This window comes from Bradyrhizobium retamae, from assembly GCF_001440415.1.
In the GTDB taxonomy this organism is placed as follows: domain Bacteria; phylum Pseudomonadota; class Alphaproteobacteria; order Rhizobiales; family Xanthobacteraceae; genus Bradyrhizobium; species Bradyrhizobium retamae.
Genome location: NZ_LLYA01000172.1, coordinates 1 through 23,377, shown reverse-complemented (window position 1 = coordinate 23,377; position 23,377 = coordinate 1). Strand labels below are relative to the sequence as shown.

Annotated in this window: 22 protein-coding genes and 2 pseudogenes; 4 read left to right on the top strand and 20 right to left on the bottom strand. The window is 60.6% G+C overall.

All coding sequences use genetic code 11. The features are described from left to right. On the bottom strand, positions 1-975 hold the full coding sequence (locus CQ13_RS27180; protein ID WP_082637661.1) for an N-carbamoyl-D-amino-acid hydrolase: 975 nt from the start codon (positions 973-975) through the stop codon (positions 1-3). 150 nt (positions 976-1,125) lie between these two features. Between CQ13_RS27180 and CQ13_RS27175 the strand changes: the two genes are divergently transcribed. Then, a complete protein-coding gene (locus CQ13_RS27175; RefSeq protein ID WP_057845907.1) occupies positions 1,126-2,025 on the top strand; it encodes a LysR family transcriptional regulator in 900 nt (299 codons plus the stop codon). A 115-nt stretch (positions 2,026-2,140) separates the two neighbouring features. On the opposite strand, the pseudogene CQ13_RS45900 reads toward CQ13_RS27175, so the two are convergent. Beyond that, positions 2,141-2,332, bottom strand: a pseudogene (locus CQ13_RS45900) (GTP cyclohydrolase II); the annotation flags it as partial. Positions 2,333-2,352: 20 nt separating this feature from the next. Between CQ13_RS45900 and CQ13_RS41555 the strand changes: the two are divergent. Continuing rightward, positions 2,353-3,492: pseudogene (locus CQ13_RS41555) on the top strand (LysR substrate-binding domain-containing protein); the annotation flags it as partial. A gap of 135 nt (positions 3,493-3,627) precedes the next feature. Here CQ13_RS41555 and CQ13_RS27165 read toward each other — a convergent pair. The 11 genes from CQ13_RS27165 to CQ13_RS47265 form a co-directional block, all read right to left on the bottom strand. Beyond that, positions 3,628-5,073, bottom strand: a complete 1,446-nt coding sequence (locus CQ13_RS27165; protein ID WP_057845905.1) for an amidase — start codon at positions 5,071-5,073, stop codon at positions 3,628-3,630. Between the two features lie 19 nt (positions 5,074-5,092). Further along, positions 5,093-5,896, bottom strand: a complete 804-nt coding sequence (locus CQ13_RS27160) for an FAD binding domain-containing protein (RefSeq protein ID WP_057845904.1) — start codon at positions 5,894-5,896, stop codon at positions 5,093-5,095. A gap of 9 nt (positions 5,897-5,905) precedes the next feature. Further along, positions 5,906-8,293, bottom strand: coding sequence for a xanthine dehydrogenase family protein molybdopterin-binding subunit (locus CQ13_RS27155; RefSeq protein ID WP_057845903.1), 2,388 nt, complete (start codon positions 8,291-8,293; stop codon positions 5,906-5,908). Positions 8,294-8,295: 2 nt separating this feature from the next. Continuing rightward, positions 8,296-8,784 (bottom strand): (2Fe-2S)-binding protein, encoded by a 489-nt coding sequence (locus CQ13_RS27150; RefSeq protein WP_057845902.1) that lies wholly within the window; start codon positions 8,782-8,784, stop codon positions 8,296-8,298. Between the two features lie 26 nt (positions 8,785-8,810). Beyond that, on the bottom strand, positions 8,811-9,917 hold the full coding sequence (locus tag CQ13_RS27145) for an ABC transporter ATP-binding protein (protein ID WP_057845901.1): 1,107 nt from the start codon (positions 9,915-9,917) through the stop codon (positions 8,811-8,813). An 11-nt stretch (positions 9,918-9,928) separates the two neighbouring features. After that, complete coding sequence (locus CQ13_RS27140; RefSeq protein ID WP_057845900.1) at positions 9,929-10,822, bottom strand: ABC transporter permease; 894 nt, start codon at positions 10,820-10,822, stop codon at positions 9,929-9,931. Next, positions 10,819-11,679: an ABC transporter permease gene (locus CQ13_RS27135; RefSeq protein ID WP_057845899.1), complete on the bottom strand. Its 861-nt coding sequence runs from the start codon at positions 11,677-11,679 to the stop codon at positions 10,819-10,821. Before CQ13_RS27135 ends, CQ13_RS27140 begins: the two co-directional genes overlap by 4 nt. 91 nt (positions 11,680-11,770) lie before the next feature. Next, on the bottom strand, positions 11,771-13,117 hold the full coding sequence (locus CQ13_RS27130) for an ABC transporter substrate-binding protein (protein ID WP_057845898.1): 1,347 nt from the start codon (positions 13,115-13,117) through the stop codon (positions 11,771-11,773). 202 nt (positions 13,118-13,319) lie between these two features. Further along, a complete protein-coding gene (locus CQ13_RS43490; protein WP_156433938.1) occupies positions 13,320-13,670 on the bottom strand; it encodes a hypothetical protein in 351 nt (116 codons plus the stop codon). 534 nt (positions 13,671-14,204) lie between these two features. Then, positions 14,205-14,549, bottom strand: a complete 345-nt coding sequence (locus tag CQ13_RS27125) for a hypothetical protein (protein WP_057845897.1) — start codon at positions 14,547-14,549, stop codon at positions 14,205-14,207. 312 nt (positions 14,550-14,861) lie between these two features. Then, complete coding sequence (locus CQ13_RS47265) at positions 14,862-15,242, bottom strand: carboxymuconolactone decarboxylase family protein (RefSeq protein WP_057845936.1); 381 nt, start codon at positions 15,240-15,242, stop codon at positions 14,862-14,864. 753 nt (positions 15,243-15,995) lie between these two features. On the opposite strand from CQ13_RS47265, the gene CQ13_RS27115 reads away from it, so the two are divergent. After that, positions 15,996-16,523 carry a universal stress protein gene (locus CQ13_RS27115; protein WP_197427448.1) on the top strand — a complete coding sequence of 176 codons (528 nt, stop codon included), beginning with the start codon at positions 15,996-15,998 and terminating at the stop codon, positions 16,521-16,523. A gap of 496 nt (positions 16,524-17,019) precedes the next feature. Here CQ13_RS27115 and CQ13_RS27110 read toward each other — a convergent pair whose 3' ends face one another. From CQ13_RS27110 to CQ13_RS44620, 6 genes are all read right to left on the bottom strand, one after another. After that, positions 17,020-17,742 (bottom strand): ABC transporter ATP-binding protein, encoded by a 723-nt coding sequence (locus CQ13_RS27110; RefSeq protein WP_057845895.1) that lies wholly within the window; start codon positions 17,740-17,742, stop codon positions 17,020-17,022. After that, positions 17,739-18,512 (bottom strand): ABC transporter ATP-binding protein, encoded by a 774-nt coding sequence (locus CQ13_RS27105; RefSeq protein WP_057845935.1) that lies wholly within the window; start codon positions 18,510-18,512, stop codon positions 17,739-17,741. The genes CQ13_RS27110 and CQ13_RS27105 overlap by 4 nt, the downstream gene beginning before the upstream one ends. 26 nt (positions 18,513-18,538) lie before the next feature. Then, entirely contained in the window at positions 18,539-19,648 is a 1,110-nt protein-coding gene (locus tag CQ13_RS27100) for a branched-chain amino acid ABC transporter permease (protein WP_245309342.1), read from the bottom strand. Positions 19,649-19,703: 55 nt separating this feature from the next. After that, positions 19,704-20,624: a branched-chain amino acid ABC transporter permease gene (locus CQ13_RS27095; protein ID WP_057845893.1), complete on the bottom strand. Its 921-nt coding sequence runs from the start codon at positions 20,622-20,624 to the stop codon at positions 19,704-19,706. A gap of 65 nt (positions 20,625-20,689) precedes the next feature. Further along, a complete protein-coding gene (locus CQ13_RS27090) occupies positions 20,690-21,868 on the bottom strand; it encodes a branched-chain amino acid ABC transporter substrate-binding protein (protein WP_057845934.1) in 1,179 nt (392 codons plus the stop codon). A gap of 272 nt (positions 21,869-22,140) precedes the next feature. Continuing rightward, positions 22,141-22,488, bottom strand: a complete 348-nt coding sequence (locus tag CQ13_RS44620) for a hypothetical protein (RefSeq protein WP_057845892.1) — start codon at positions 22,486-22,488, stop codon at positions 22,141-22,143. On the opposite strand from CQ13_RS44620, the gene CQ13_RS47260 reads away from it, so the two are divergent. Continuing rightward, on the top strand, positions 22,418-22,759 hold the full coding sequence (locus CQ13_RS47260) for a tripartite tricarboxylate transporter permease (RefSeq protein ID WP_197427447.1): 342 nt from the start codon (positions 22,418-22,420) through the stop codon (positions 22,757-22,759). The genes CQ13_RS44620 and CQ13_RS47260 overlap by 71 nt on opposite strands. A 217-nt stretch (positions 22,760-22,976) precedes the next feature. On the opposite strand, the gene CQ13_RS27080 is transcribed toward CQ13_RS47260, so the two are convergent. Then, a partial coding sequence (locus tag CQ13_RS27080) for a transposase (protein WP_197427206.1) occupies positions 22,977-23,377 on the bottom strand: 401 nt, incomplete at its 5' end.

Here is a 23,377-nt window from a genome sequence, read left to right as displayed (position 1 = left end):
TCAGCTCCTTCGCGCTGCGAGCGGCTGCCTCACGGCCGGCTCGACGACACCGGCGCGCTCCGTGATGACGGCGTATTGCTCCGGCCGCCGATGGGCGGCGAAATTGAACATCTTGTCCTTGCCCTGGCGGCAGAGATCGAGATCGAGGTCGGCGACAAGAACTTCATCTCCGAGCGTCTGCGCTTCGGCGACTAGGCGGCCATTCGGATCCACGATGCAGGAGCCGCCGATCAGTCCGGAGCCGTCCTCCTCGCCCGCTTTTGCGACTGCGATCACCCAGGAGGCGTTCATGTAGGCGTTCGCCTGAGTCACCAGCGTCGAATGAAAGGTGCGCAGCGCGGCATCTTCCGTGACGCCGCCGTTTGGATCGTAAGCCGCGGAATTGTAACCGACGCAGACCAGTTCGACGCCCTGCAAGCCCAGAACGCGCCATGCTTCCGGCCAGCGGCGATCATTGCAGATCATCATGCCCATAATCGCGTGGTGCCAGTCGGGTCCCGCCCGAAAGGCGGGAAACCCCAAATTGCCATACTCAAAATATCGTTTTTCAAGCTGCTGATAACGCGCGCCGGCTCGCGGCTCGAACGAGCCGGGCAAATGCACCTTGCGATAGCGACCGAGAATTTCGCCGTCGCTGTCGACAAGGATCGAACAGTTGTATCGCCGCCCTTCCGAAGTGAGTTCGGCGTAACCGACATAGAAGCCGACACCGAGCACCTGGGCGCGATCGAACAAGGGCTGCACCGCCGGATTCGGCATGCCATGCTCGTAGTATTGATCGAGCGCCTCACCCTCGATGAGCCATCGCGGAAAGAAAGTCGTGAATGCCAGTTCCGGGAATACCACCAGGCTCGCGCCACGCGCGGCAGCCTGCTCGAGCAGATTCAACATCCGATCAAGCGTGTGCTCTCGCGTATCAGCCTTTTGCGTCGGCCCCATCTGAGCGGCGGCGGCGCGAAGAACACGGACCAACATTGCCTCCAATCTAAGCGGATTGCTGCCTCATTGGGCGGATGATCTCAGCCGCACTGCGCGCAACAACGCGCGCTATTACGCAAACGCACGACGTCAATAGCAATCACTCGTGCTATGATATTTTCGCCCAGACTATAATCGGCAGTTATTATGAACTTGCGCCAACTTGAAATCCTGCGTGCGGTCATTCGCCACCGGACGACAGTCGCGGCAGCGGATGATCTGGCATTGTCCCAGCCAGCGATCAGCAACGCGCTGAAAGCGATGGAAGCGCAAGCGGGGTTCGCGTTGTTCGAGCGTGTCAACAACCGCCTGTTCCCAACGATCGAAGCGATGGCGCTGTACAAGGAAAGTGAGGCGATCTTCGCGCTGCATGCAAAGCTCGAGAATCGCGTGCGTGACCTGCGGGAGTGCCGCTCCGGACATCTGTCGATCGTGGCGACGCCGCCGGTTGCCTACAGCATCATTCCACCCGCTATGTCAGGCTTCCTGCGGCGCCGTCCGCAGACGCGGATGTTCTTCGATGTACGGCGTTACGAAGGAATCATCGAGGGCGTGTTGAGCAGAGTTGCGGAACTGGGTTTCGCGCTCGGTCTGTCGCACCACCCGGGCATTGCGCACGAAGTGGTGCACTCCGGCGAAATGGTCTGCGTCTTGCCGCCGAAACATCCGCTGGCCGAACGACCAATTGTTTCCGCCGCCGACCTTGTCGCGGTGCCCTTCATCGGGCTGGAGCGCGGCACGCGATTGGGCGAAGCCGTGCGCGAGAGCTTCGCGCAAGCCGGCGCACCGTTTCAGCCGACCGTCGAGGTGCGATACTGCAATACGGCTTGCGTGCTCGCGGCCGCCGGGGTAGGCGCTGCGGTCGTCGATCCGTTTTCGCCAAGCCAGGGCGGCAGCCACGATCTGATCGTCCAGCCCTTTGCGCCCAGAACGCTTGCCGTGGCCTACATGCTATGGTCGGAGGCCGAACCCCTATCACGGCTGGCCAAGGCATTTCTGGACGAAGTCCGGCAAGCGAGCCTGCTTCTGGGCCAGGAAGGTTCCTGACAGGGCCTTGCCAAGCCTCCCCATGGCGGATCCAAGATACAACGTTAGGGCCATGAAGAATTGCAGCCAGTCCCAAGCCATTGGACCAGTGGCCACACCAGAGCCCTTCGTGCGGAAAGCTTCGACGACGCATGCCAATCACGTTACGATCCTGCGGACGCGATACCGCCCCAATGATCGGACCACGTTCACGCGCAGACGGCGCGCCCCACAGGATCGAGAATTCATGCGTCGCGCCGGGCACCGGATGCGATGTCAGACGAATATGGTCGGTACGATTGGAATGGCTCCATCGTTCGGTCCCCAAAACGGCAACGGCCCGCCTGAATGACGGGCCTGACCGGAGAACCAATTGAATTGCGCGGATCACTGACCCTGCAGCACGATACAAGGAAGTTGTATTGTACTTACAACGAGGGGAAACCTCCCTCCGGACGGGCGTCATCGGTCGATCGGGATGCATGGATAGCGCTACTTTCCCGACCAATGCAAAAAGCGACACTCGACGGTGAGGGACGGTCGGGACGCCTGTCGGCGAAGCAATCAACGTCGCTTATTCTGCGAGCGTTTCGTTATACCGACAGCTTCTCCGACTTGCTGCAAATGCCTCATTTTTCAGCGATCAGCGTCCAAGCACGAAACTTGCTTGTGAAGTTCCGGCTTCAGAATCGCGGTGAGGGCTCAATGAACCTGATCAGCTTGGACATACGGATGCTTCGCTCGCTGATTTCGGTAGTCGAGACTGGAAGCATCACGGAGACCGCGAGGCGATTGGGCCGAACGCAACCGGCGATCACACTGCAGCTCCAACGCCTTGAGGAACTGACCGGAAAAGCCATTTTCATCCACGAGGGCCGGCGTCTTTTTCTCACCACCGAAGGTGAAACGGTTCTCAAATTTGCCCGATCGATTCTGGGCCTCCACGACGAGTTGCTGTCGCAACTCGCATCTCCGGATATCGAGGGAAATGTCGTCCTCGGCACGCCCGATTTATATGCGGCATTTATGTTGCCTTCGATCCTGAAAATCTTTCGAAAGGCATTTCCACGCATTCAGATCCAATTGAACTGCTCGCTTTCAACCCCCTTGGTCGGGTGCGTCAAACGGGGCGAAGTGGATATTGCCCTGGTGACCCGGATGAACGATTTCACCGGCGGCCAGGTCGTCAGGCAGGAACAATTGATTTGGATGGCGGGCGAGCAATCGACGGCTCACAACGAATCTCCAATACCGCTGGCGCTGCTACCCCCTGGCAACATCTATCGCGATCATGCCATCGAACGGCTGGAAGCCGCGCGCTTGCGATGGCGTATCGCGTGCATCAGCGACAGCGTCGGCGGATTGCAGGCGGCAGCCTTCGCAGGTATCGCCGTCACGGTGCTCGGCCGCAGCGCGCTGGTTCGCAACATGCGTGAACTTGGAGTCAAAGAGGGCTTGCCTCCACTTCCGAAGGTCGACCTACTGCTCTACAAGTCGCCGGGCGCAACGTCCAAAGCCGCGGGCGCCTTGCACGAATATCTCGCGCACTATCTCAATCTCGAAGACGAATTGCTGCTGGCAACGGAGTTGCCGTTAACGCCGGATGTCGAAGCCCGCACCGTTTCAGGACAAGGAGGGCCGAAACTGGACCCAGGGCCTCGCCCGCTCGAACGCGGCTGCGATCCGCAAGATCAAACCCTCATCCAGCCACGGGGCAACAATCTGAAGTCCGATCGGCAATCCGCTGTCGTCAAATCCGCAGGGAATGGTCGCAGCCGGCAGTCCAGTCAGGTTTATCGGCCACGAGAACGGCGACCAACCTAGATGCCGGTCGACGGTACATCCCGCAATTTGATCGACGCCTAGTGCGCCCGCACGAAATGCCGTGACAGCTACCGTGGGCGTGACGAGAGCGTCGACCTTTCCAAACAGCTCCAGAAACGACGCCCGCAAGCCTGCCCGCCGGTAACTTGCCTCGACGTAGTCAATGCCGCTGTAGTTGCGGCCTTTCGCGATGACGTCGCGATAGTCTTCGTCGGAGGCCGACAGGGCAATGGAATCGCGATTGGCGACAGCCGCCGCCTGTTCCGTATAGGCGATCGGCTTCAGAATGCGCTCAAGCATATCAGGCGCAAATCTCGCGCAGTCCGGAACAATCTCGGCGCCGAGCGCCGCCAGCGTTTCGCTTGCCGCTTCAAATGCGTCACGTACTTGCGGATCCACGACGGCATAACCGAAATCCACGCTGGTTCCGATTTTTATGCCGTCGAGACGATCAGGCGCTACCTTGAACCTGCGGGAGGCGACCGGCAGGCTCGCCACGTCACGAAGGTCATGGGCCGCAATCACCTCCAGCAACAACGCAGCATCGGCGACCGTCCGCGCGATCGGTCCGGTATGGGCCAGCGAGGCCCACGATGGCGGCGAAAATCCAGGCGAGCGCGGGACCAATCCGAAGGTCGGTTTCAAGCCGACCACGCCGCAGAAAGAGGATGGTACGCGGATCGATCCCACCCCGTCGGTACCGATCGCTAACGGACCGCACCCGGCAGCGACGGCGGCCGCGGCACCGCCACTTGACCCTCCACTCGTCCGAGTCTTGTCCCAGGGGTTGCGGGTGATGCCCGATACCGGACTATCCGCCGTTAGCTTGTAGCCGGACTCGCATGTCGTGGTCTTGCAGGTAACGATGGCCCCTTCAGCCTGCAATGCGACCACGACCGCAGCATTGGCATCCGGTACGAATCTCCGGTTGCAGGGAGCGCCGCCAAGCGCCGGCACACCAGCGACGAATACCAGATCTTTGATGGTGACCGGCACGCCGGCAAGCCGTCCCTGAGGTTGCCCTGCCCCCCAGGCTTCCGTCGCCCGATCCGCGGCGGCGCGCGCCTGTTCATAAGTGGGCGTGACCACGACATTGCACACCGCATGCGTTACCTTCAGCGCGGCGATGACGTCTTCGATAACCTCCCGCGGCGTGAAACGCCCGGACCTGTAACCCTCCAACAGATCGGTAGCAGAGAGTTTGGCCAGGTCGTGAACTCCCGCGGTCGGCGCGGTTCGAGCCATGCTTGATTCCACTGCGTCCTCACAAGCCCTGGATGGCGGCCGCGACGGCCTTCTTCGCCATGACGGTAACGAGATGCGCGCGGTATTCAGCATCGGCGTGGATGTCGGAGTTCAGCCTTGCAGCAGTGATCTTGATGGACGCAATCGCGCCTGGTTCGAAACGCGCTTCGAGCGCGGTCTCCATTTCCGGCACGCGAAAGACGCACGGCCCTGCCCCCGTCACGGCGACGCGCACCCTGCCGCCAGCTTTCGCGACACAGACCCCCACCACGGCATAACGGGACGCCGGTGATTTGAATTTGGCGTACCCGGCCGTGGACGGAATCGGAAAGCGTATGGAAGTGATGATCTCGTTTGGCTCAAGCGAGGTTTCGAACAATCCGGTGAAGAACGCACTCGCCGGTATTTCACGCCGGTCGGTCACAATGATCGCGTCAAGCGCCAGCACCGCCGCCGGATAATCGGCGGACGGATCGTTGTTGGCGACAGAGCCGCCGATCGTCCCGCGGTTGCGCACAGCGGGGTCGCCGATGCCGGCGGCAAGATGCGCCAGCATCGGGACCTTGCTCCGGACGATCGCGGATGTAACGACGTCGATATGCCGGGCCATCGCGCCGATTACCAGCGCGTCTCCGTCGACGGTAATCGCGGACAGTTGCGGAATTTTCGCCAGATCGATCAGCGCCGCGGGCTCCGCGAGCCTTTGCTTGATGGTCGGCAACAGTGTCATGCCGCCGGCGAGCAACTTGCTCTCGGAGACGTCGTTCAGCAATGCGAACGCATCCGGCACGGTACCTGGACTGTGAAATGCGAATGACTTCATCTCATTCTCCTATTCTGCGGCCTGCTGCATTGCGGCATTTTGAATGATGCGCCAGATCCGGTTGGGCGTCGCAGGCATGTCGACGTGATGAATGCCGAGATGCGAGAGCGCGTCGACGACGGCGTTGATGACTGCAGCGGGTGACCCGATCGTGCCAACCTCCCCGCACCCCTTCACGCCCATGGGCGTGTGCGTGCAGAGCGTGGAATGGGTCTCGACCGTCATGTTGGGAAGATGATCGGCGCGCGGCATGCAGTAGTCCATGAATGAGCCGGACAGGAGCTGGCCCGAGACCTCGTCATAGACGGCATTCTCGAACAGCGCCTGACCGACGCCCTGAACGATACCGCCGTGCAACTGCCCCGCGACGATCATCGGATTGATAACGGTGCCGACGTCGTCGACCGCGGTATACTTCTCCAGCGTCACGGTGCCGGTTTCGGGATCGATTTCGATTTCGGCAATGTGGCAGCCGCCGGGATAGGTGAAGTTGATCGGATCGTAATAGGCCTGCTCCTCCAGGCCCGGCTCTAGAACCTCGAGCGGATAATTATGCGGTACGTAGGCAGCGCCCGCGATTTCCGCAAACGACTTGCTGCGGTCGGTACCGGCAACGGAAAACACTCCGGCCTCAAACTGGATATCGTGCTCGCCCGCCTCGAGCAGATGTGCTGCGATCTTCTTGCCCTTCACGATCACTTTGTCGCTGGCCTTCGAGAGCGCAGCACCGCCAACCACGAGTGAGCGCGAGCCATAGGTGCCCATGCCGAACTGGACCCTGTCCGTATCGCCAAAGACGATGTCGACGCCGTCGAAGGGCACGCCGAGTTTGTCCGACACGATTTGCGCGAATGTCGTCTCATGGCCCTGGCCATGATTGTGGGTGCCGATCAGCACGGTGACTTGTCCGGTCGGATGGACGCGAACAGTCGCGCTTTCATAGAGTCCGCCACGGGCGCCGAGGCGTCCGGCAAAGCGCGACGGCGCCAGACCGCACGCTTCGACGTAGGTGGAGAAGCCGAGCCCCCGGAATTTTCCGGCCCGTTCCGAAGCCGCCTTGCGCGCGCTGAAGCCGGCGGCGTCGGCTGCCGTCAATGCGCCCTCGAGGCAACCGAGCGGATCGCCTGAATCGTATTCCACCAGCACCGGCGTCTGGTAGGGATACGCGTCCCGTGCGATCATGTTGCGCCGGCGCAGTTCGACCCGATCGATCTTCATCTCGGCTGCCGCTACGTCAACGATACGCTCAAGCACAAAGGTTGCCTCCGGCCGCCCGGCGCCGCGATAGGCATCAACCGGGACGGTGTTGGTGAAGACCACCTTGACGTTGCAGTAAATCGCCGGCGTGGTGTAGACGCCACTGAGCAGCGGCCCGTACAGGTTTGTCGGAATGTTGGGTCCGAAGGTCGACAGATAACCACCCATATTGGCCAGCGTTGTCACCTTGAAGGCCAGGAACTTTCCGTTTTCGTCGAGCGCCAGCTCGGCTTCCGTCACGTGATCGCGGCCATGGCGATCCGAGACAAAGCCTTCCGACCGATCGGCCACCCACTTGATCGGCCGCTCCACCTTTTTGGCAGCCCAGGTGATGACGGCTTCCTCGCCATAGTGGAACTGCTTGACGCCAAAGCCGCCGCCGACATCGGGCGCCACCACCCGCACTTTCTGCTCCGGCAGCTTGAGCACCAGTGCGGCCATCAGAAAGCGCACCACGTGGGGAAACTGGCTCGTCGTCCAAAGCGTGTAGTGATCCCTGCCCCGATTATATTCGGCAATCGCCGCGCGCGGTTCCATCGGATTGCCGATCAGGCGATTGTTGACAAGGCTAAGACGGGCGACATGTGCCGCTTTCCGGAAAGCAGCGGTGACAGCGGCCTTGTCCCCCAGTTCCCAATCGCAGCAGAGGTTGTTCGGCACGTCGTCGAACAGCAGCGGCGCATCCGATCGAACGGCCTCGAGAACACCGACCACCGGCGGCAGAACCTCATAATCGACGGCGAGGCACTCGGCGGCGGCGCGCGCTTCCCTCAGCGTATCGGCGACGACAAATGCTATCATGTCGCCAACGAAGCGCACCTTGCCCTGCGCCAACATTGGGAACGGCGGCTCCTTCATCGGAAGACCGTCGGCGCCATGAATGCCCCAACCGCAGGGTAGCGATCCCAAGCCGTCGGCCGCGACGTCCTCGCCGGTGAGAATGGCCTGCACGCCCGGCAACGCCAGCGCTTCCGTCTTGTCGATGCCTCGAATAACCGCATGCGCATGCGGCGACCGAACGAACACGCCGAAAACCATGTCCGGCCGTTTCACGTCGGCGACATAGTTGCCGCGTCCGGTCAGAAAGCGGAAATCTTCCTTGCGACGCGGCGCCTTGCCGATTCCGATGATGTTCGACATGTTCACTCTCCGATCGCCGGCTCGTTCATAGCAACCGCACCGGCCATGACCGATGCGACGATGTTCTGATATCCAGTGCAGCGGCACAGGTTTCCTTCCAGGCCGTGACGTACTTCCGCTTCAGTTGGCGCCGGATTCCTTGTCACCAGGGCAACCGCTGTCATCACCATGCCGGGCGTGCAGAAGCCGCATTGCAGGCCGTGGTTCTCGTGAAACGCCTCCTGCATCGGATGCAGCCGGTTCGAACCTGATGATCCCGACAATCCCTCGATCGTCGTCAACGCAGCCCCATCAAGACTCGGCGCGAGCAACGTGCAGCTCTTCACGGCATCGCCATTGAACAGCACTGTGCAGGCACCGCACTGGCTGGTGTCGCATCCGACATGCGTACCAGTCAGATTCAGCGTCTCGCGAAGCAAATCGGTGACCGGCGTCGCGGGCTCGACATCCACCTTGCGGGACCGGCCGTTGAGCGTGAACTTGATGATCATCGTGACCTCCAGGGCTGTGGGAGACTTCAGGCAAGAACGCGGGCGCGTCCCGCCGACCAAGTGGCCAGCAGGACATCGCCGACATTGAACGGGTCCTGGAAGAACGTTCGTTCCGGGACGTAGGCGATGAATTCCTCGTCGGGGATCGTGTCCAGCATCACCTTGACGAAGGATCCTTGATACTCGATCGCCAGCACGCGGCTGGGCAACGCCGTCGCGCCGCCGCCCGGTTCACCCGAAGTCGCGCGCATCAGCTCGATATCGTCGCGCCGTACCGCTAGATCGATTCGGTCGCCGATGCCGACCCGTCGGTCCGGGTGCACACCAACGTGAATGCCGGCCCGGTGGGGTTGCGATATCACCAGGTGATCGGAGCCAACTTTCTCGACTTTGCCCGACAAGACGTTCTGCCCACCGAGAAATTCCGCCACGTAGCGATCGCACGGATAGGCGTAGACATCGCGCGCCGGGCCGGATTGCTTGATCTTGCCTTTCTCCATCACGACAACGATATCCGCGAGTGCGATGGCCTCGAGCTGGGTGTGCGTGACGTGGACGAAGGTGATGCCCAGCTCGCGCTGCATCCGCCGCAGCTCCTGGCGCATCCGCACGCGTAGTTGCTCGTCCAGCGCCGACAGCGGCTCGTCCAGCAGCAGCACCCGTGGCTCCGTGATCGCCGCGCGCGCCAACGCCACGCGCTGCTGCTGGCCACCGGACAAATTGGCAGGCAAGCGGTCGGCCAGTTCGGTCAGCCGGACCTTCTCCATCATCAGATCGACGGCCCTGTAACGCTCCAACCTCGACTGGCCACGCACCCGCAGCGCAAACGCGATATTGTCCCTGACGGTCAAATGCGGAAACAGCGCGTAGGACTGAAACATCATGGCCGTGCGGCGCTCGACCGGCGCGAGACCGACTACGTTCTCGCCGCCGATCACGATCTCGCCGACGGTCGGGTCTTCATGCCCCGCGATCATCCGCAAAATCGTGGTCTTGCCGCAGCCCGACGGCCCAAGGAAGCAGCAATAAGCGCCATCCGGTATCTTCAGATTGACGCCATCCACGACGTTCGTGACGCCGTCGTAGCTCTTGCAGAGACCTGCCAGTTCGATATCGCCGCGACCGGGACGCATGCCTGAACTCCTCAATGGCTTGCTGGACCGGTGCCGCGGCGCCGGTTGATCAGGACGATGGCGCCGATACTGACGCCGATCGCGACGAAGGAGACGATGGTGGTAACCGTGCCCAACGCATATAGCGAGGGCGACGTCACGTTGAGCGTCATGCTCCAGATCTCGAGTGGCAGCGTGTTGAGCGATCCGGCCGTCTGCAGCGAGCGGGCGAATTCGTCATAAGAGAGCGTGAAACCGAACAGGGCGACGGCAACGAGACCCGGCGCGAGGATCGGAATCACAACCAGCCTGATGGTCTGCCAGCGGCTCGCGCCGAGATCGCGCGCAGCTTCCTGCCAGGCGCTATCGAAGCGGGACATCACTGCGAACATCACGAGCACGCCGAACGGAAGCGTCCAGGACAGTTGCGCACCCAGCGCCGAGGTGTACCAGCTCGCGTTGATCCCCAGCCACTGGAACAGCAGCCCGATGCCGATGCCGAGCACGAGGCCGGGCGCGACCAGGCTGCCGATCATCAGGTAGAACACGAACATGTCTCCGAAGAACCGGCGGCGGAAGGCCAGCCCCGCCATGAACGAGACCACCAGCGTAATGACGGTGACGAGCACAGCGAGCTTGATCGATCGGTCGAACGAGCCCTTGACGTCCCCGGTGCGGACCTGGGTGAAGAGATCGACAAACCAGTGCAACGAGTGCCCCTTCATCGGAAACACGAGGCCGCCACGAACATCCTGGAACGAAAGAATGTAGATGCAGATCATCGGCCCGTAGAGCGCTGCGACATACAGCGTGAACACGGTCGCCAGTGCATAGAACGTCCAGGGTCGGCGGTCGCTTCGTGGAGCCGCGGCGTGGCGGCGGGATTTCACCATCGGGACATCGAGCCTTTCGAGAACAGCCGTCATTGCGTGATTTCCCGGCGGATATCGACCGCGCGCAGAATGAGGGAAATGACGACGATGAGGATGACCGTCAGCAGCACCGCGCTGGCCGCGGCGATCGGGTATTGCAGAACGCCGACGTTTTCATAGAACGCGCTGACGACCGAGGCGGAGCCGCCGCCTGACATCACCTTGACGACGAAAAAGTCTCCCATCACGATCGAGACGACGAAGATTGATCCGAGCGCGATGCCGCTCTTCGACATCGGAATGATGATCAGACGCATGACATCAAGGCGGCTTGCTCCGGAATCGAGCGCGGCCTCGACCACTCGCTTGTCGATGCGGGCCATCGAGTTGAAGATCGGAACCACCATGAAGATGGTCAATTGGTGGACATAGGCGATGACCACCGCAACGCTGGAATAGAGCAGCACTTCAAGTGGCTCGCGGATAATCCCCGTTCCGAGCAACGCCGAATTGACCAATCCTTCCTTCCCGAGCAACGGGATCCAGGAAATCATCCGAATGATGTTGGAGGTCCAGAACGGCACCGTGCAGATCAGGAACAGACTGATCGCCAGCAACTGGTTCTTGACGTGAAACACCAAGAAATAAGCGACGAGAAAGCCGATCACGAGCGTGAAGAACCATGTCAATGCGGTGAACTTCAGCGTCGCCGCATAGAGATGGAAAGTCTGCGCCGAAGTCAGCACACCGACGTAGTTCGCCAGCGTAAAGGTCGGGATTAGGCCACCGAAGCCATCAGTCTCAAGGACGCTCGCGACGAGGACCACGAGAATCGGGATCAGAAAGAACGGCACGAGCACCAGCATCAGCGGTGTCACGTACAGCCATGCAACCCAACTTTGTCGCGACATCGCGTGTAGCCTGCCCCGATTTTTCCGATGGCTCGGAGTTGTGCATTCAGCGTGCCAATGCGGGTAGCGCACCGGCACACCCAATTTCGGATCAAGCGACCTTGAAGTCATTCCACCGCTTGTTCATGTAAGCGGCTTCGTCCATCAGGGTGTTCCAGCAGGAGATATTCTTGACGCGATCCAGGAACGAGCCGCCGTCCCGCTTGGTGCCGGCTTTTTCCATCGGCACGCCGTAGGGATCGTTGATGACGGACGGAGCCGGCTTGCCGTCGTACCAGAAGTCCCACTCAGCCGCAGTCAGGAACTTCTTCGCCGTCGATGGCACCGGGCTGTAATAGCCGTAGCGTCCGACGAAGCCGGCCTGCCAGCCCGAAAGGTACCAGTTGAGATACTCATAGGCGGCGTCGAGCTTCTTGCCCGACAAATGCTTCATCAAACCCATGCCGTTGCACCAGCCGCGATAGCCTTCCTTGCCGTTCTTGACGTTGACCGGCGCATAGACGCATGGAATTTCCTTGACCCGCACCGCGGCGACCGCCGGCGACCACATCGACTGGATCACCACCTCGCCGGCTGCCATGAGCTGGACAGACTGATCGAAGGTAGTCCACGTAGCGCGGAACTGCCCAGCCTTCTTCAACTCGATCAACTTTTCGCAGGTGAAGTCGATCTCCTGCTTGGTCATGTTGCCCTTGTTACCGTATTTGATCAGGCCGGCGCTTTCGAAACACAGGGCGGCATCCATGATGCCTATGGCGGGAACGTCGAGGATGGCGGCTTTGCCCTTGAATTTCGGGTCGATCAAGTCCTTCCACTCGGTGACCTCGTGCCCGACGAGATCCGGGCGATAACCGATCGAATCGGCGTTGTAGACCTGTGGCAGGAAGGTCGCCCATTCAGTGACGCCGTCATGCAGATCGGTCGCGTTCGGCTTGGCGATATACATTGCCTCGTAGGGTGAAATGCCTTGGCGCGGAATCTTGTGGCCGTCGATCTCTCCCTTGGTGAATATGGGCAGAATATTGTCGAATTCCTTGATCTTCTTGACCTCGATGCCCTGGATTACCGAGCGCTTCGCCGCCAGCTTGGCTTGCCACCCCTCGAGGTCGGCAATGTCGACAGAGTCGGGTTGGCTGATGAAACGGTTAATCGCCGCTGATGTATCCAGGTTCTGCATCGTCACCTTGAAGCCGAGGTCCTTGGCCGCCTGGTCGCCGATCGCCTTGACCACCGAATAGGACACGCCGACATGGCGTAGTTCGATGTCCTTGATCTCCTGCGCCCAGATCGTGGGAAAGCCACGGACGACATCGGAGCCGATCGCGGTCCCCGCTACAGCGGCGCTCGCCTTGAGAAGAGAGCGCCTGGACAGGCCTTTCTTCTCTGTCGAACGCTTCACCGAAGATGCCTTGCAATCCGCCTTGTCAGCTTCAGACATAATATTCTCCGCCCCCGTGTTAATGGACCCAGCGTTTGCGTCCGACCGCTTCGCTTTCGCAGCCGCGTCGATGCGTGCAGGTAACGGGAGAGAACTCAGCTTGTAAAATTGGAAGTAACAACGCCCGGCATAAGTCGTGCTAATGAATCTGCGCCCGGACGCCTCGCATTCCGCGCGAAATAATCACCAAGCTTCCCACCGATCATCGACTGCGCTCGCCGGCATAATCGGTGTCACCATACACGTTCGAGATCTTGCGAGAAAGCATCGTCGAACGTTCTTCAGGTGCTGTGCTCACTGTTGAGAGTGCCGACAAGCTTTTCCTATCCAATCTTTTGAAGCGAACGGAATTCGCGACGAGATCTCCGCCACGATCGTCGCCGATGGTCACTTCTGAGCCGAAGAAGCGCCACGGCAATTCGAACGCAGTGGCGAGGTTTGTCCGTTTGGATAAAGTCCGTTTGACTCCTCGTCGCCGTCCACGCCGTGCTTTTACCGGCTGCAACGCATCGGCTACGGCACCGAGCAGGCAATCAAGCTCGTCATCGCTCATGTTAAGGTGGGTGGTCGTCCGGCCTTGCAATCGGTGACCATGGTGCGGTGTCGCACTCGCTCTCTGGCAAGCAGCCTTGTAATTGAAGGCCGCATTCACAGTCGCGCAAATCTAGCGCTGCGATGCGCGACTACCGCCAAACGAACGCCAAAAAATCGCGGCGCCCAATCTCGCTCCGATGCTCACAACGATGGCGACAGCCGACGTGACGCAACTCAAGTCTCGGGTTCGTGAGCGGGTGCCTATCGAGGCGAGTGGGCGTGTCTCGATCGAGGCGCACGCCAATGCGATCGTCGGCCGTCGGCCCGGATAGGGCTGTCGATCGCTCTTCCGCGCCTCCCCCCAGAGCTGCCAACCTCTATGCTTGCCACGAGGTTATGGGCGCGACCGCTTGTCGGCCGTTCCGGGTCAAAAACTGACTTCGACCCGCGCCTCTGGCCCTTCCGCTCTACCCCCAACAACGGACATTCTGGAGCGTGGTCGGCATGTCCGAGAGGTGCCAAAAGCTGGCATTTGCGTCCCCCGAGTACCCGCTTAGTTCACCGGAATGCCAGTGGGTTTCGCTCGCGCCTGCGCGCGACGGAAACCCATGAATTGTGCGACGAACGCTGGCACAAAGAACATCAGCGCCGTGAACGCTATCGCGAAACCAGCATCTGTATTGACGTGAGGCAGGAAGGGCAGTCGAGCGAACACAAGTACGACGGCGAGATAGGCTACAAAGAGCTTCGCGAATGCGATGCAAAAGAGAATACCAACGAAGGTATTCGGGGTGTGCTTGACGACCCAACTACCGAGCCAGCGGCCAGGTAGAAGCAGGATAAGGAACGTGAATACCCAAACTGCTGCAATAACGCCTAGGATATTGAGCCCACTCATGTTCGACCTTAGCACCGTGAAACGCTTGGGTGGGCGAAAACAGATAGCTCACGCCCCAGTTGTGCATGGCATAATGATGCGAATGTACTAAAGGTTGATTAGCCGCAACGGTAAAGCACTCACGGCAAGTGATCATTCGCTGACCTGCAGCAGCGATCACTGAGGTCCGCTCTAGGGTCAATCGCTACCGAAACGGGCTGTCAAAACAACGTCCGCTTTGCCCCCGATAGCGGAATCAGAACGGACGTCGCAGGATGCTCGAAAAGTGACGGACAATGCGCAATCACGGCAATACGCACATCTCGTATGCGATTAATCCGTGTGAGACTTTAGAGCATCGTGCGCAGCCAAGAATGCTTGGCGGCCCGCGGGCGTGCCGCAGTAGACGGTAATCTGAACCAACGCCTCTTTAATTTCATCGACTGTTGCACCGCTGGCAAGCGCTGCATTTATGTAAATTCCAAGCTCTTGAAAGCGGCCGAGCCCCCCGAGAATTCCAAGCGTCAATAAACTCCGGGTTTTCTGGTCAAGTCCGGGACGACTCCACGCATAACCCCAGGCCAATTCGGTAACGGCTCGTTGAAACGTCATCATGAAATCATCAGAACCGGCGAGGTTCGCATCTACATACTTCTCGCCGAGCACCTGTCTCCGCTTCTTGAGACCTCTCTCAAACAAGTCGCTATCTGCCATTGCCAATTCCTCCTCGCCAAAGAGTTCTGATGCAGCGGCCCGAGCGTAGCGATTTTCGAAGGAAGACCAAGCGGTCTGTGTCCGTTTCGGGTCCAGGCCGTGTGAAAATCCCGCAGCTTGGAGCGCTCCGGCGCATTTCGCGGCCGCCGAGCTTCTAATGCGGTGGAATCGACCTCCTGTCGTCTCAGTGGCAGCTAGGAGCTTCATGTAGGCGCTGATTTGGTCGCGCATTCTGGCCCCCCACACCGGACATCGACGACCAAGGTCGGCAACCGGCACACCTGCGGGTCTCCGGAACCTTGGCGTGATTCCGGAAGTTATAAATTAAGTGGTATTGCGCGATTTCGCTTTCGGCTCAACACACATCTGCCGTCTGTCGTCGCAAACGGCGGCATCGCAGGAGGCTCTCATGAGCATCAAGCGAATCCTGGTTCCACTTCCCGGCTCAGCCAGTCACACCGGTCAAATTGAAACGGCCCTGTCTGCCGCGAAGGCGTTGGGGGCTCACGTCCAGGCACTGTTCATCAGTGAGCCGCCGCCGGTCACGCGTGGCGGCCTAAGTGCCACCGAAATGGGACGAACGGCGACCGTCGCATTGGAAAACCGGCACGCCGAGGAACGGGAGCGAACAGGGGGGAGGCGCGTGAGGTTTTCGCGCAGGCCTGCGCGGTAGTCGGCATCTCGATGCTATCGGCGAATGACGAGCCCGGCAGCCCGCTCGCAGCATCCTGGCGCGAAGCCGAGGGATCGTATGTGGAAATCGCGGTGCAACGGGCCGCTGCCTTCGACCTAATGGTCGCCGCAAGCGCCACCGTGATGGAATCGCTCATGGCCATTGCCGAGCAATCGCTGCTGCAGACCCGTCGCCCCGTGCTGTTGGCGCCGGCTCGCCCGCAGAGTGATCTGACCGACAGCGTGATGATCGCCTGGGACGAGAGCCCGGAATGCTGGCATGCGGTCTCGGCTGCCATACCGTTCATGCAACTCGCCAAATCAGTGCAGGTCATAAGCGTTGATCGGGACGCCAGCAATCGCCAAGCCTCGCAGGCGGAGGTGCTTGCCTATTTGCGCTGTCATGGCATCGGTGCGACCGCGCAGGTGGTTGCACCGGAATTGCGCTCGGTGGGCGATACGCTGCTCGCGGCGGGGGCGGAGCATGAAGCGGGCCTGCTGGTCATGGGCGCCTATTCCCACAGCCGCCTGCGCGAAATGCTTCTGGGCGGGGCCACGCGCCACATCCTTAAGAACGCTTCGGCACGCCCCGTTCTTTTGGCACATTAGCCCTCGTCAGAGCGCAATCCCAACTCAGGTTGGCCGCCGACGCCAACGCTATGGCGGGCTTGCTCACTCGCCGAACGCGGGTTGGGGGCCGTGCGATTAACGCACCGACGCTGCCAACGCATCACCCTCCTCCCCAGCGAATTGGGTTTCCCGAGTTCGGCACTTATGGCAGATCGTGGTCGGGTCGATTTGATCGGATGTCGGCCTGTGTGCAGGTTTGAGACATGCCGACGGACGCTGAAATCGTCCGCTTATCGGGATTGGTCGGAAGTGATCGCCAGACGGTTAAAACGACGCTTTTGACACGAAGTGGACGATGATTGGGGAGCAACCTGCTTTTGCAAGCCGAGGCGTATGTCATCCCATCGCTGTACCGCTTTGACGGTCGCGGCACGAAACAACCCCTCGGTGTTGCGCGCCAGCACCCTCGTTGCTGGGCCAATTGACCGTCGTACAGCCGACCGGATCGCCGCATCAGCTCAACAAGTGAGAACCATTATCCAAAGTACGCCTCGTGCACTTGCCTTGTTTGACCGAGCTCGCTTGGCTCGCCAGCGGCGACGACGCGGCCCTTGGAGAGGACATAGCCGTAGTCGGAGATCGCGAGCGTCTGGTGGACGTTTTGTTCGACCAGGAATACGGTGATGCCCTGCTGGTTGATGCGGCGGATGATATTGAAGTTCTCCCGCACCAGGATGGGCGCGAGGCCGAGCGAAGGCTCGTCGATGAGGAGAAGCTTCGGCGCGCGCATGAGTCCCCGGCCAATCGAGACCATCGCCTGCTCGCCCCCCGACATGGTGCCGGCAAGCTGATCGCGGCGCTCGCTGAGCCGCGGAAAGGTGGCATAGACATGCGCCAAGCGCTGCGCAACAGCCGCGTCCGATGTCTCCTGATAAGCGCCGATGCGCAGATTTTCTTCGACCGTGAACTTTGCGAATACCCGCCGACCTTCGGGAATACAGGCAATGCCGGCCGCGATCACCCGGTGCGTCGGGAGTCCCGCAAGGTCCACACCGCCGAATCGGATGCTGCCCCTGTTCGGTGGCGTCAGTCCAAGGATCGAGCGGATCAACGTGGTCTTGCCGGAGCCGTTGGAACCGAGGAGACAGGTGATCTTGCCCGACGCTGCCGTCAGCGAGACGTTCTCCAGCACGTTGGCCTGATCATAGGCGGTGGAGACGCCTTCGATCACGAGCGAGTTGGCCTCGTGGTTTGTCATTGTAGACCCAGGTACGCTTCTTGCACCATTCGGTCGGCAGCGATCTCCGCGAATGTACCAGCGGCGATCTTGCGGCCGAAATTGAGCACCACGCAGCGATTGGTGATGCGTTCGATGACACCCATCTCATGCTCGACGATCACGATCGAAAGCCCATCGAGTCGCTTCCGCACTTCCAATATATCGTCCATGAGCTGGCTCGTTTCCTCGTGCGTCATGCCGGCCGAAGGCTCGTCCATCAGCAGCAGCTGGGGGCGGCTGATCAGCGCGCGGCAGATCTCGATGCGGCGGCGGTCGATCATGGGCAGGCCCGCGACCGGCTCCAACATGCGCCGAGCGAGCGGCGGATCGAACACCTCGACCAGCGCTTGCGCGTTGGCAAAGCTCTCCTCGAATTCGGCCTTGAATGCTTGGCGCCTGACGAGGTTGAACCACAGGCCCTGGTTCAGGCGCTTGTGGTTGCCGATCATGATGTTGTCGAAGATCGACAGCGGCAGGGACAGCCGCGAACGCTGAAAGGTGCGCGACACTCCTGCATGATAGATGGCTTGCGGGGTGGCCCGCGTAATCTCGGCGCCGTCCAATGACACGTGACCTGCATCTGCCCAGTAGATCCCGGTGATGACGTTGAAGAATGTGGTCTTGCCGGAGCCGTTCGGGCCAATCAGGCCAACAATTTCGCCCCGTGCCACATCGAAGTCGAGATGATCGAGAGCCAGGACGCCGCCGAAACGCCTGGTCAAACCCCGTGCCTCGAGCACAAGCGGCATTTCTTCACGCGGCGCAGGATTTTGCGTCATGGTCGCCATCCGGGGAAATATCTACGCACCGGCCGCGGCAACAGGCCCTCGGGCCGGAACAGCAGGACCATCATGACCAACGCGGCATAGAGAAAAAAGCGATATTCCTGGATAACCTGCAGCTTCTCTGGAACGATGACGACGATCACGGTTGCCACAGCCACGCCCCAGGGATTGCCGATGCCCCCGAGCAGCAGGATCGATACCAGGACGAGCGAGTCGGCGAACGTATAGTTGTTGGGTTGGACGAAGCCGACGACCATCCCATGCAACGTGCCGGCAACGCCGATTAGGGAATTGCCGAGCAGGAAGGCTGTTATCTTCCAACGTACGATATTGAGTCCGAAGCAACCGGCGGCGGTCTCGTCCAGCCGCAGCGCATCGAGATTGAGGCCGATCCAGGACCGCTCGAGCCGTCGTACGACGACGAAAGCCAAGACCACGATCATCATGCTCATGACGAAATAATTGAGATAGAACGACAGCTCGACTCCACCGATCTCGATATTGTCATTGAACGACCAGCCGAGGATCGTCATGCCTCGCACCTGAAGCCCCTGGGGACCTCCAAGGACGTCGTTGACTTCCAGAAAAGTCTTGAACAGGAGCGCAAACGCGATGGTGACCACCGCCGCGTAATGACCGCGCGTGCGCAAGACGGGCAGCAGGAGGAGCGATCCGATCAGCGCCGCCATGAGCCCGCCAATCAGTAGCACGAGCAGGTGCGGAACGGCGGTGTGCTGACTGAGCACCGCAGCGGTGTAGGCGCCGATGCCAAAAAACGAGGCGCCTGCAAAATTCAGCACCCCCGCATAGCCGAATTGGATGCTCAGCCCAAGTGTCGCGACGGTGTAAAGCACCACGGTGCAGACAAGCAGCAGCACGAAATGGTCTTCGTGGAAGACCGCGCCAACCGCGAACGTCGCGACAATCGCGAGCAGCCCCAGCGCGTCTTCCCGCTCGCTAAAACTGTGCGCAACGGGCTTCAGCAATCCGAGCCGATTGGCCGCGATAACGGCGCCGATACCAAGGGCAAGCAGTGCGATGATCGCTTTCTGATTTTCGACCCGCAGGAGGATAATCAGGAATACCGTGACCAAGACCACGGCAGCGGCTCCCGGCAGGAGCGACCGCCCTCCATCGTTCCCCGAAATCGCCATGTCACACCCGCTCGCTCAACTTCTCGGGAATGAGACCGGTCGGTCGCCATGCCATGAGCGCGATCACCACGGCGAACGCAAACACGTCCTTGTAGGCGCTCGCGAAGGGCAACGCGACGGCGCCGATGGTCTGCAGCCCGGCGAACAGAAATCCGCCGAGTATCGCACCGTAGATACTGCCGAGCCCGCCGATGATGGCGGCGCTGAATCCCACCACGCCGAGATAGAGCCCGATACCGAAATTGATTTCGTTGTAATAGAGGCCGTTCATCAATCCCGCGAAGGCAGCCAAGGCGGAGCCGATAGCAAACGTAATCAGCACGATGGCATTGAAGTTTACGCCCATGGTCTTGGCTGTCTCCTCATCCTGTGCGACGGCGCGGATCGCGAGCCCGAGCTTTGTCCGGTTGAGCAGGAGCTGCAGACCGACGATCACAAGCGCGCCGGCCGTCAGGAGGATCGCGTTGTCCAGCCTGAGGTTGAAATTACCGATGTTGATGGAATCAGCCGGCAGCAGCCGCGGAAACGGCTTGGGATTGGCGCCGTCAGGATAAAAGAGCCGCACAGCTTCACGCAGAACCGTGCCCAGCATCAACGTGATCAGAAGTGTGTTGAGGGCCGGGGCGGAGCGCAAAGGCAGGATGAATGCTCGCGCGATAAAGGCCCCTAACAGCGCCATGGCACCGAGGGCCGCTACCAACATGGCCAGGAGCTCCACCGCATCGGAGCTGAGGCCGATGCTCTGCAGTCCAATGAATGAGGCCAGCGCCGTGAAGGCGCCGACCGTGAGCACGTCGCCATGCGAGAACTTGATAACGTCCAGCACGCCGAAAAACAGTGTAAAGCCCACGGCAACCAGCGCGTACATCATGCCGAGCATCAGCCCATTCATAGTGTACTGGGCAACCAGCCCCAGATCCATGCCGCGCCTCCAGCCTGTTGGGAGCAAGATGGGAAGGTGCTAAACCTTTTGCTCCCCTGCCTAGGCTATTTCTGGCCCGGAAGTTTGCGCTTTCCGGACGCATATTCGCTGTCCTCCCAGACCACCCATTTTCCATCCTGGACCACGAAGGAGGTAATGAGGGCGACTGTGTTCTGTCCGTGGTCGTCAAAGGTGATCTTGCCGACGATCGAGTCGCGATCCTTCACCTTGTTGAGGGTCGCTTGCACCTTCTTGCGGTCGGACCCCACCTGCTCGATCGTGTCGAGGATCAGGTTCATGGCTGCGAAGGCGAAGCCGCCATAGGCCTCGGGCGGGTTCGGGTAATTCTGGTCGTTGTATTTCTCCAGGAAGAACTTTCCACCCGGCAGCCGCTCCGTTGGGGCGCCTTCGATGAAGGAGAGCGAGCCTTCCGCCAGCTTGCCGAGACCGTCGATATAGGAATCGGACTTGATCCCCGATGTTCCATCGAACAGCACATTGTTCAGTCCAAGCTTGTCCATCTGACCGCGGATGCGCACGCCGATCGGCGTCAAGCCGCCGAAATAGATTGTTTGCGGATTGAGCGACTTGATCTGGGTGAGTTCGGCGCTGAAATCCTGCTGGTCGGAGGTGACACCGAAGGTGCCGACGATCTTACCGCCGTGCTTGGCGAGCGCTTCGCTAAAATACTTGTTGTGTCCCTTGCCGTAGTCGGTTGTGTCGTGAATCACCGCAAAAGTCTTGTAGCCGAGGCTCGACAACAACTCCGCGTTGCGCTCGTTTTGATTGATCATCGTGCCGTTGACGCGGTGCACCTCGGCATATTTGTTCCGATAGGTGATGTCGGGCAGCACCGCGCCCCACACGATCACCGGCAAGCCGAACTTGTGATAAACGTCGACCGTGGCGATGGCCACCGCCGAGCAGTAATGCGTCGCAGCCGCGATGATCTCCTTGTCGGCTGCAAGCTTGGTCGCCTGTTGAACGCCGACATTCGGCTTGCATTCGTCGTCGAGCGCGACCATCTCGTATTCGTACTTGGCCTCCGCATCCGCATTGCGGAGTCGCACAGCGAGATCTGCGGAATTGCGCCCGCCGAGACCATTGGCGGATGTGCCGCCGGTCAACGGACCGATAAAGCCGACCTTGATCTTCTCCTTGGCATGGGACGACGACACGACCCCAGTAACGCCCAAGACTCCGGCGCAAATGAAAGCGGTTGCAAGCGACAGAAACCTGTTCATGCGGACCTCCCTCAAGTCCGTCTTGCCCCAGCCGGCGAACATTGCGGGATGGACGGTTGCGACGGACGATGCTGCAGCCTAGCGCTCGCGTTTTCCCATGGCTAGTCAAGCCATGGCCGACCTCTTAAGGCGCCGGTGACCGCAACTCAGAATTGCGCATCACGTGTGGGGCAGACGACTGCTTATAGCACTTCTGCGGAGCGCCTCAAAGACACCCGGTGGACTCCGCCCCACGAATTTGGATTTGGCGGAGCGGCGCGCACGCCGCCGGATCATCCTTCTTCATTTTTTGCGAAGTCCTGGCGTCTTGCGACAAGGTAGGAGTGCCAAAGGAGCCCGAGGCCGCGCTGGCCGTGCGGCCGAGTCTCAGGGTTTCCCACCTCAAGGTGATCGGCGAAATCCTCGGCCATCCATTCCTCCTGCTGTGGTCGACGATCGTCGGCATTCTGATCGGCGTGCTGCCGGCGATCGGTGGCAGCGCCGCCAATATGCTGGCCTGCGACCAGGCGAAGAAGTCCTCGCGCCTCCTCCGCGCGTTTCGGCACCGGCGTGCCCGAAAGCATCATCGCGTCGGAGTCCTCCAACAACGCCAACGTCGGCGGCTCACTCGTGACCATCATGGCATTCGGCATCCCGGGCGACGCCGTGACCGCCGTCTGGCGTGTTCGGCTAAGCGCTTGTCAAGGCCGGATTCCCGCTGGCACCGCTGGTCCTGGGCCTCATCCTCGGCGATCAGATCGAGATCAATCTTATCCGCGCGATTATGACGGACGACAACCTGCTGCTGTTCTTTACTCGGCCGATTTCCGGTGGGCTGCTACTCTGCGCGGCACTCTCGGTTGGGCTCGCCGTCCGGCAGCACGTGCGTCATCGGGGGCGAACCGCGCGTGAGGAAGCGCACGACTTCTAACGCCGAGTTCCATCCCGCGATATGGGGCTGGGTCGAGAGCCTCCATATCCGGACATGGCACTTACCGGACATTGGCAATTTGCGAATGTCCGTTTTGCGCCGATTTTGTTGCAAAAGTCGGGTGCAAGGGATCGGGTCGTTTGGCGTTTTGTTAGGACGGCGGCTTAACGCCGCCGGCCTTGGCGCTCAACTCCAACGCTACGCGGTGCACAGAACTTCTGCCGGTGGCGGTCGCGCAACCAGTGACGCGAGCCGCCTCAGGTTCTGAGCGATGGCAGCTAAAACAAACTCGTCCTGGGCGCCTTGTGGACCACGCAGTCGAAGTCGACCGAGCTTAAGGATGCGCTTCAGGTGCGCAAACCGCATCTCGATCTTCTTGCGCTCACGTCGTGATGTCTCGAAGCCCTCGGTGCCAGCGAACGACCGGGCGACGTCCCGGGCGTGCTCATGTATGTCGCGCGGGATCTTGCGCGATGGTTCTTTTGGACAGCACTGCGGTTTGAGCGGGCATACATCGCAGTCGAGCTTGCTCGCACGATACAACAGCGTCTTGCCCTCGTGCACGGTGCCGCTCGTTCCGAGCCGCTTTCCGCCCGGGC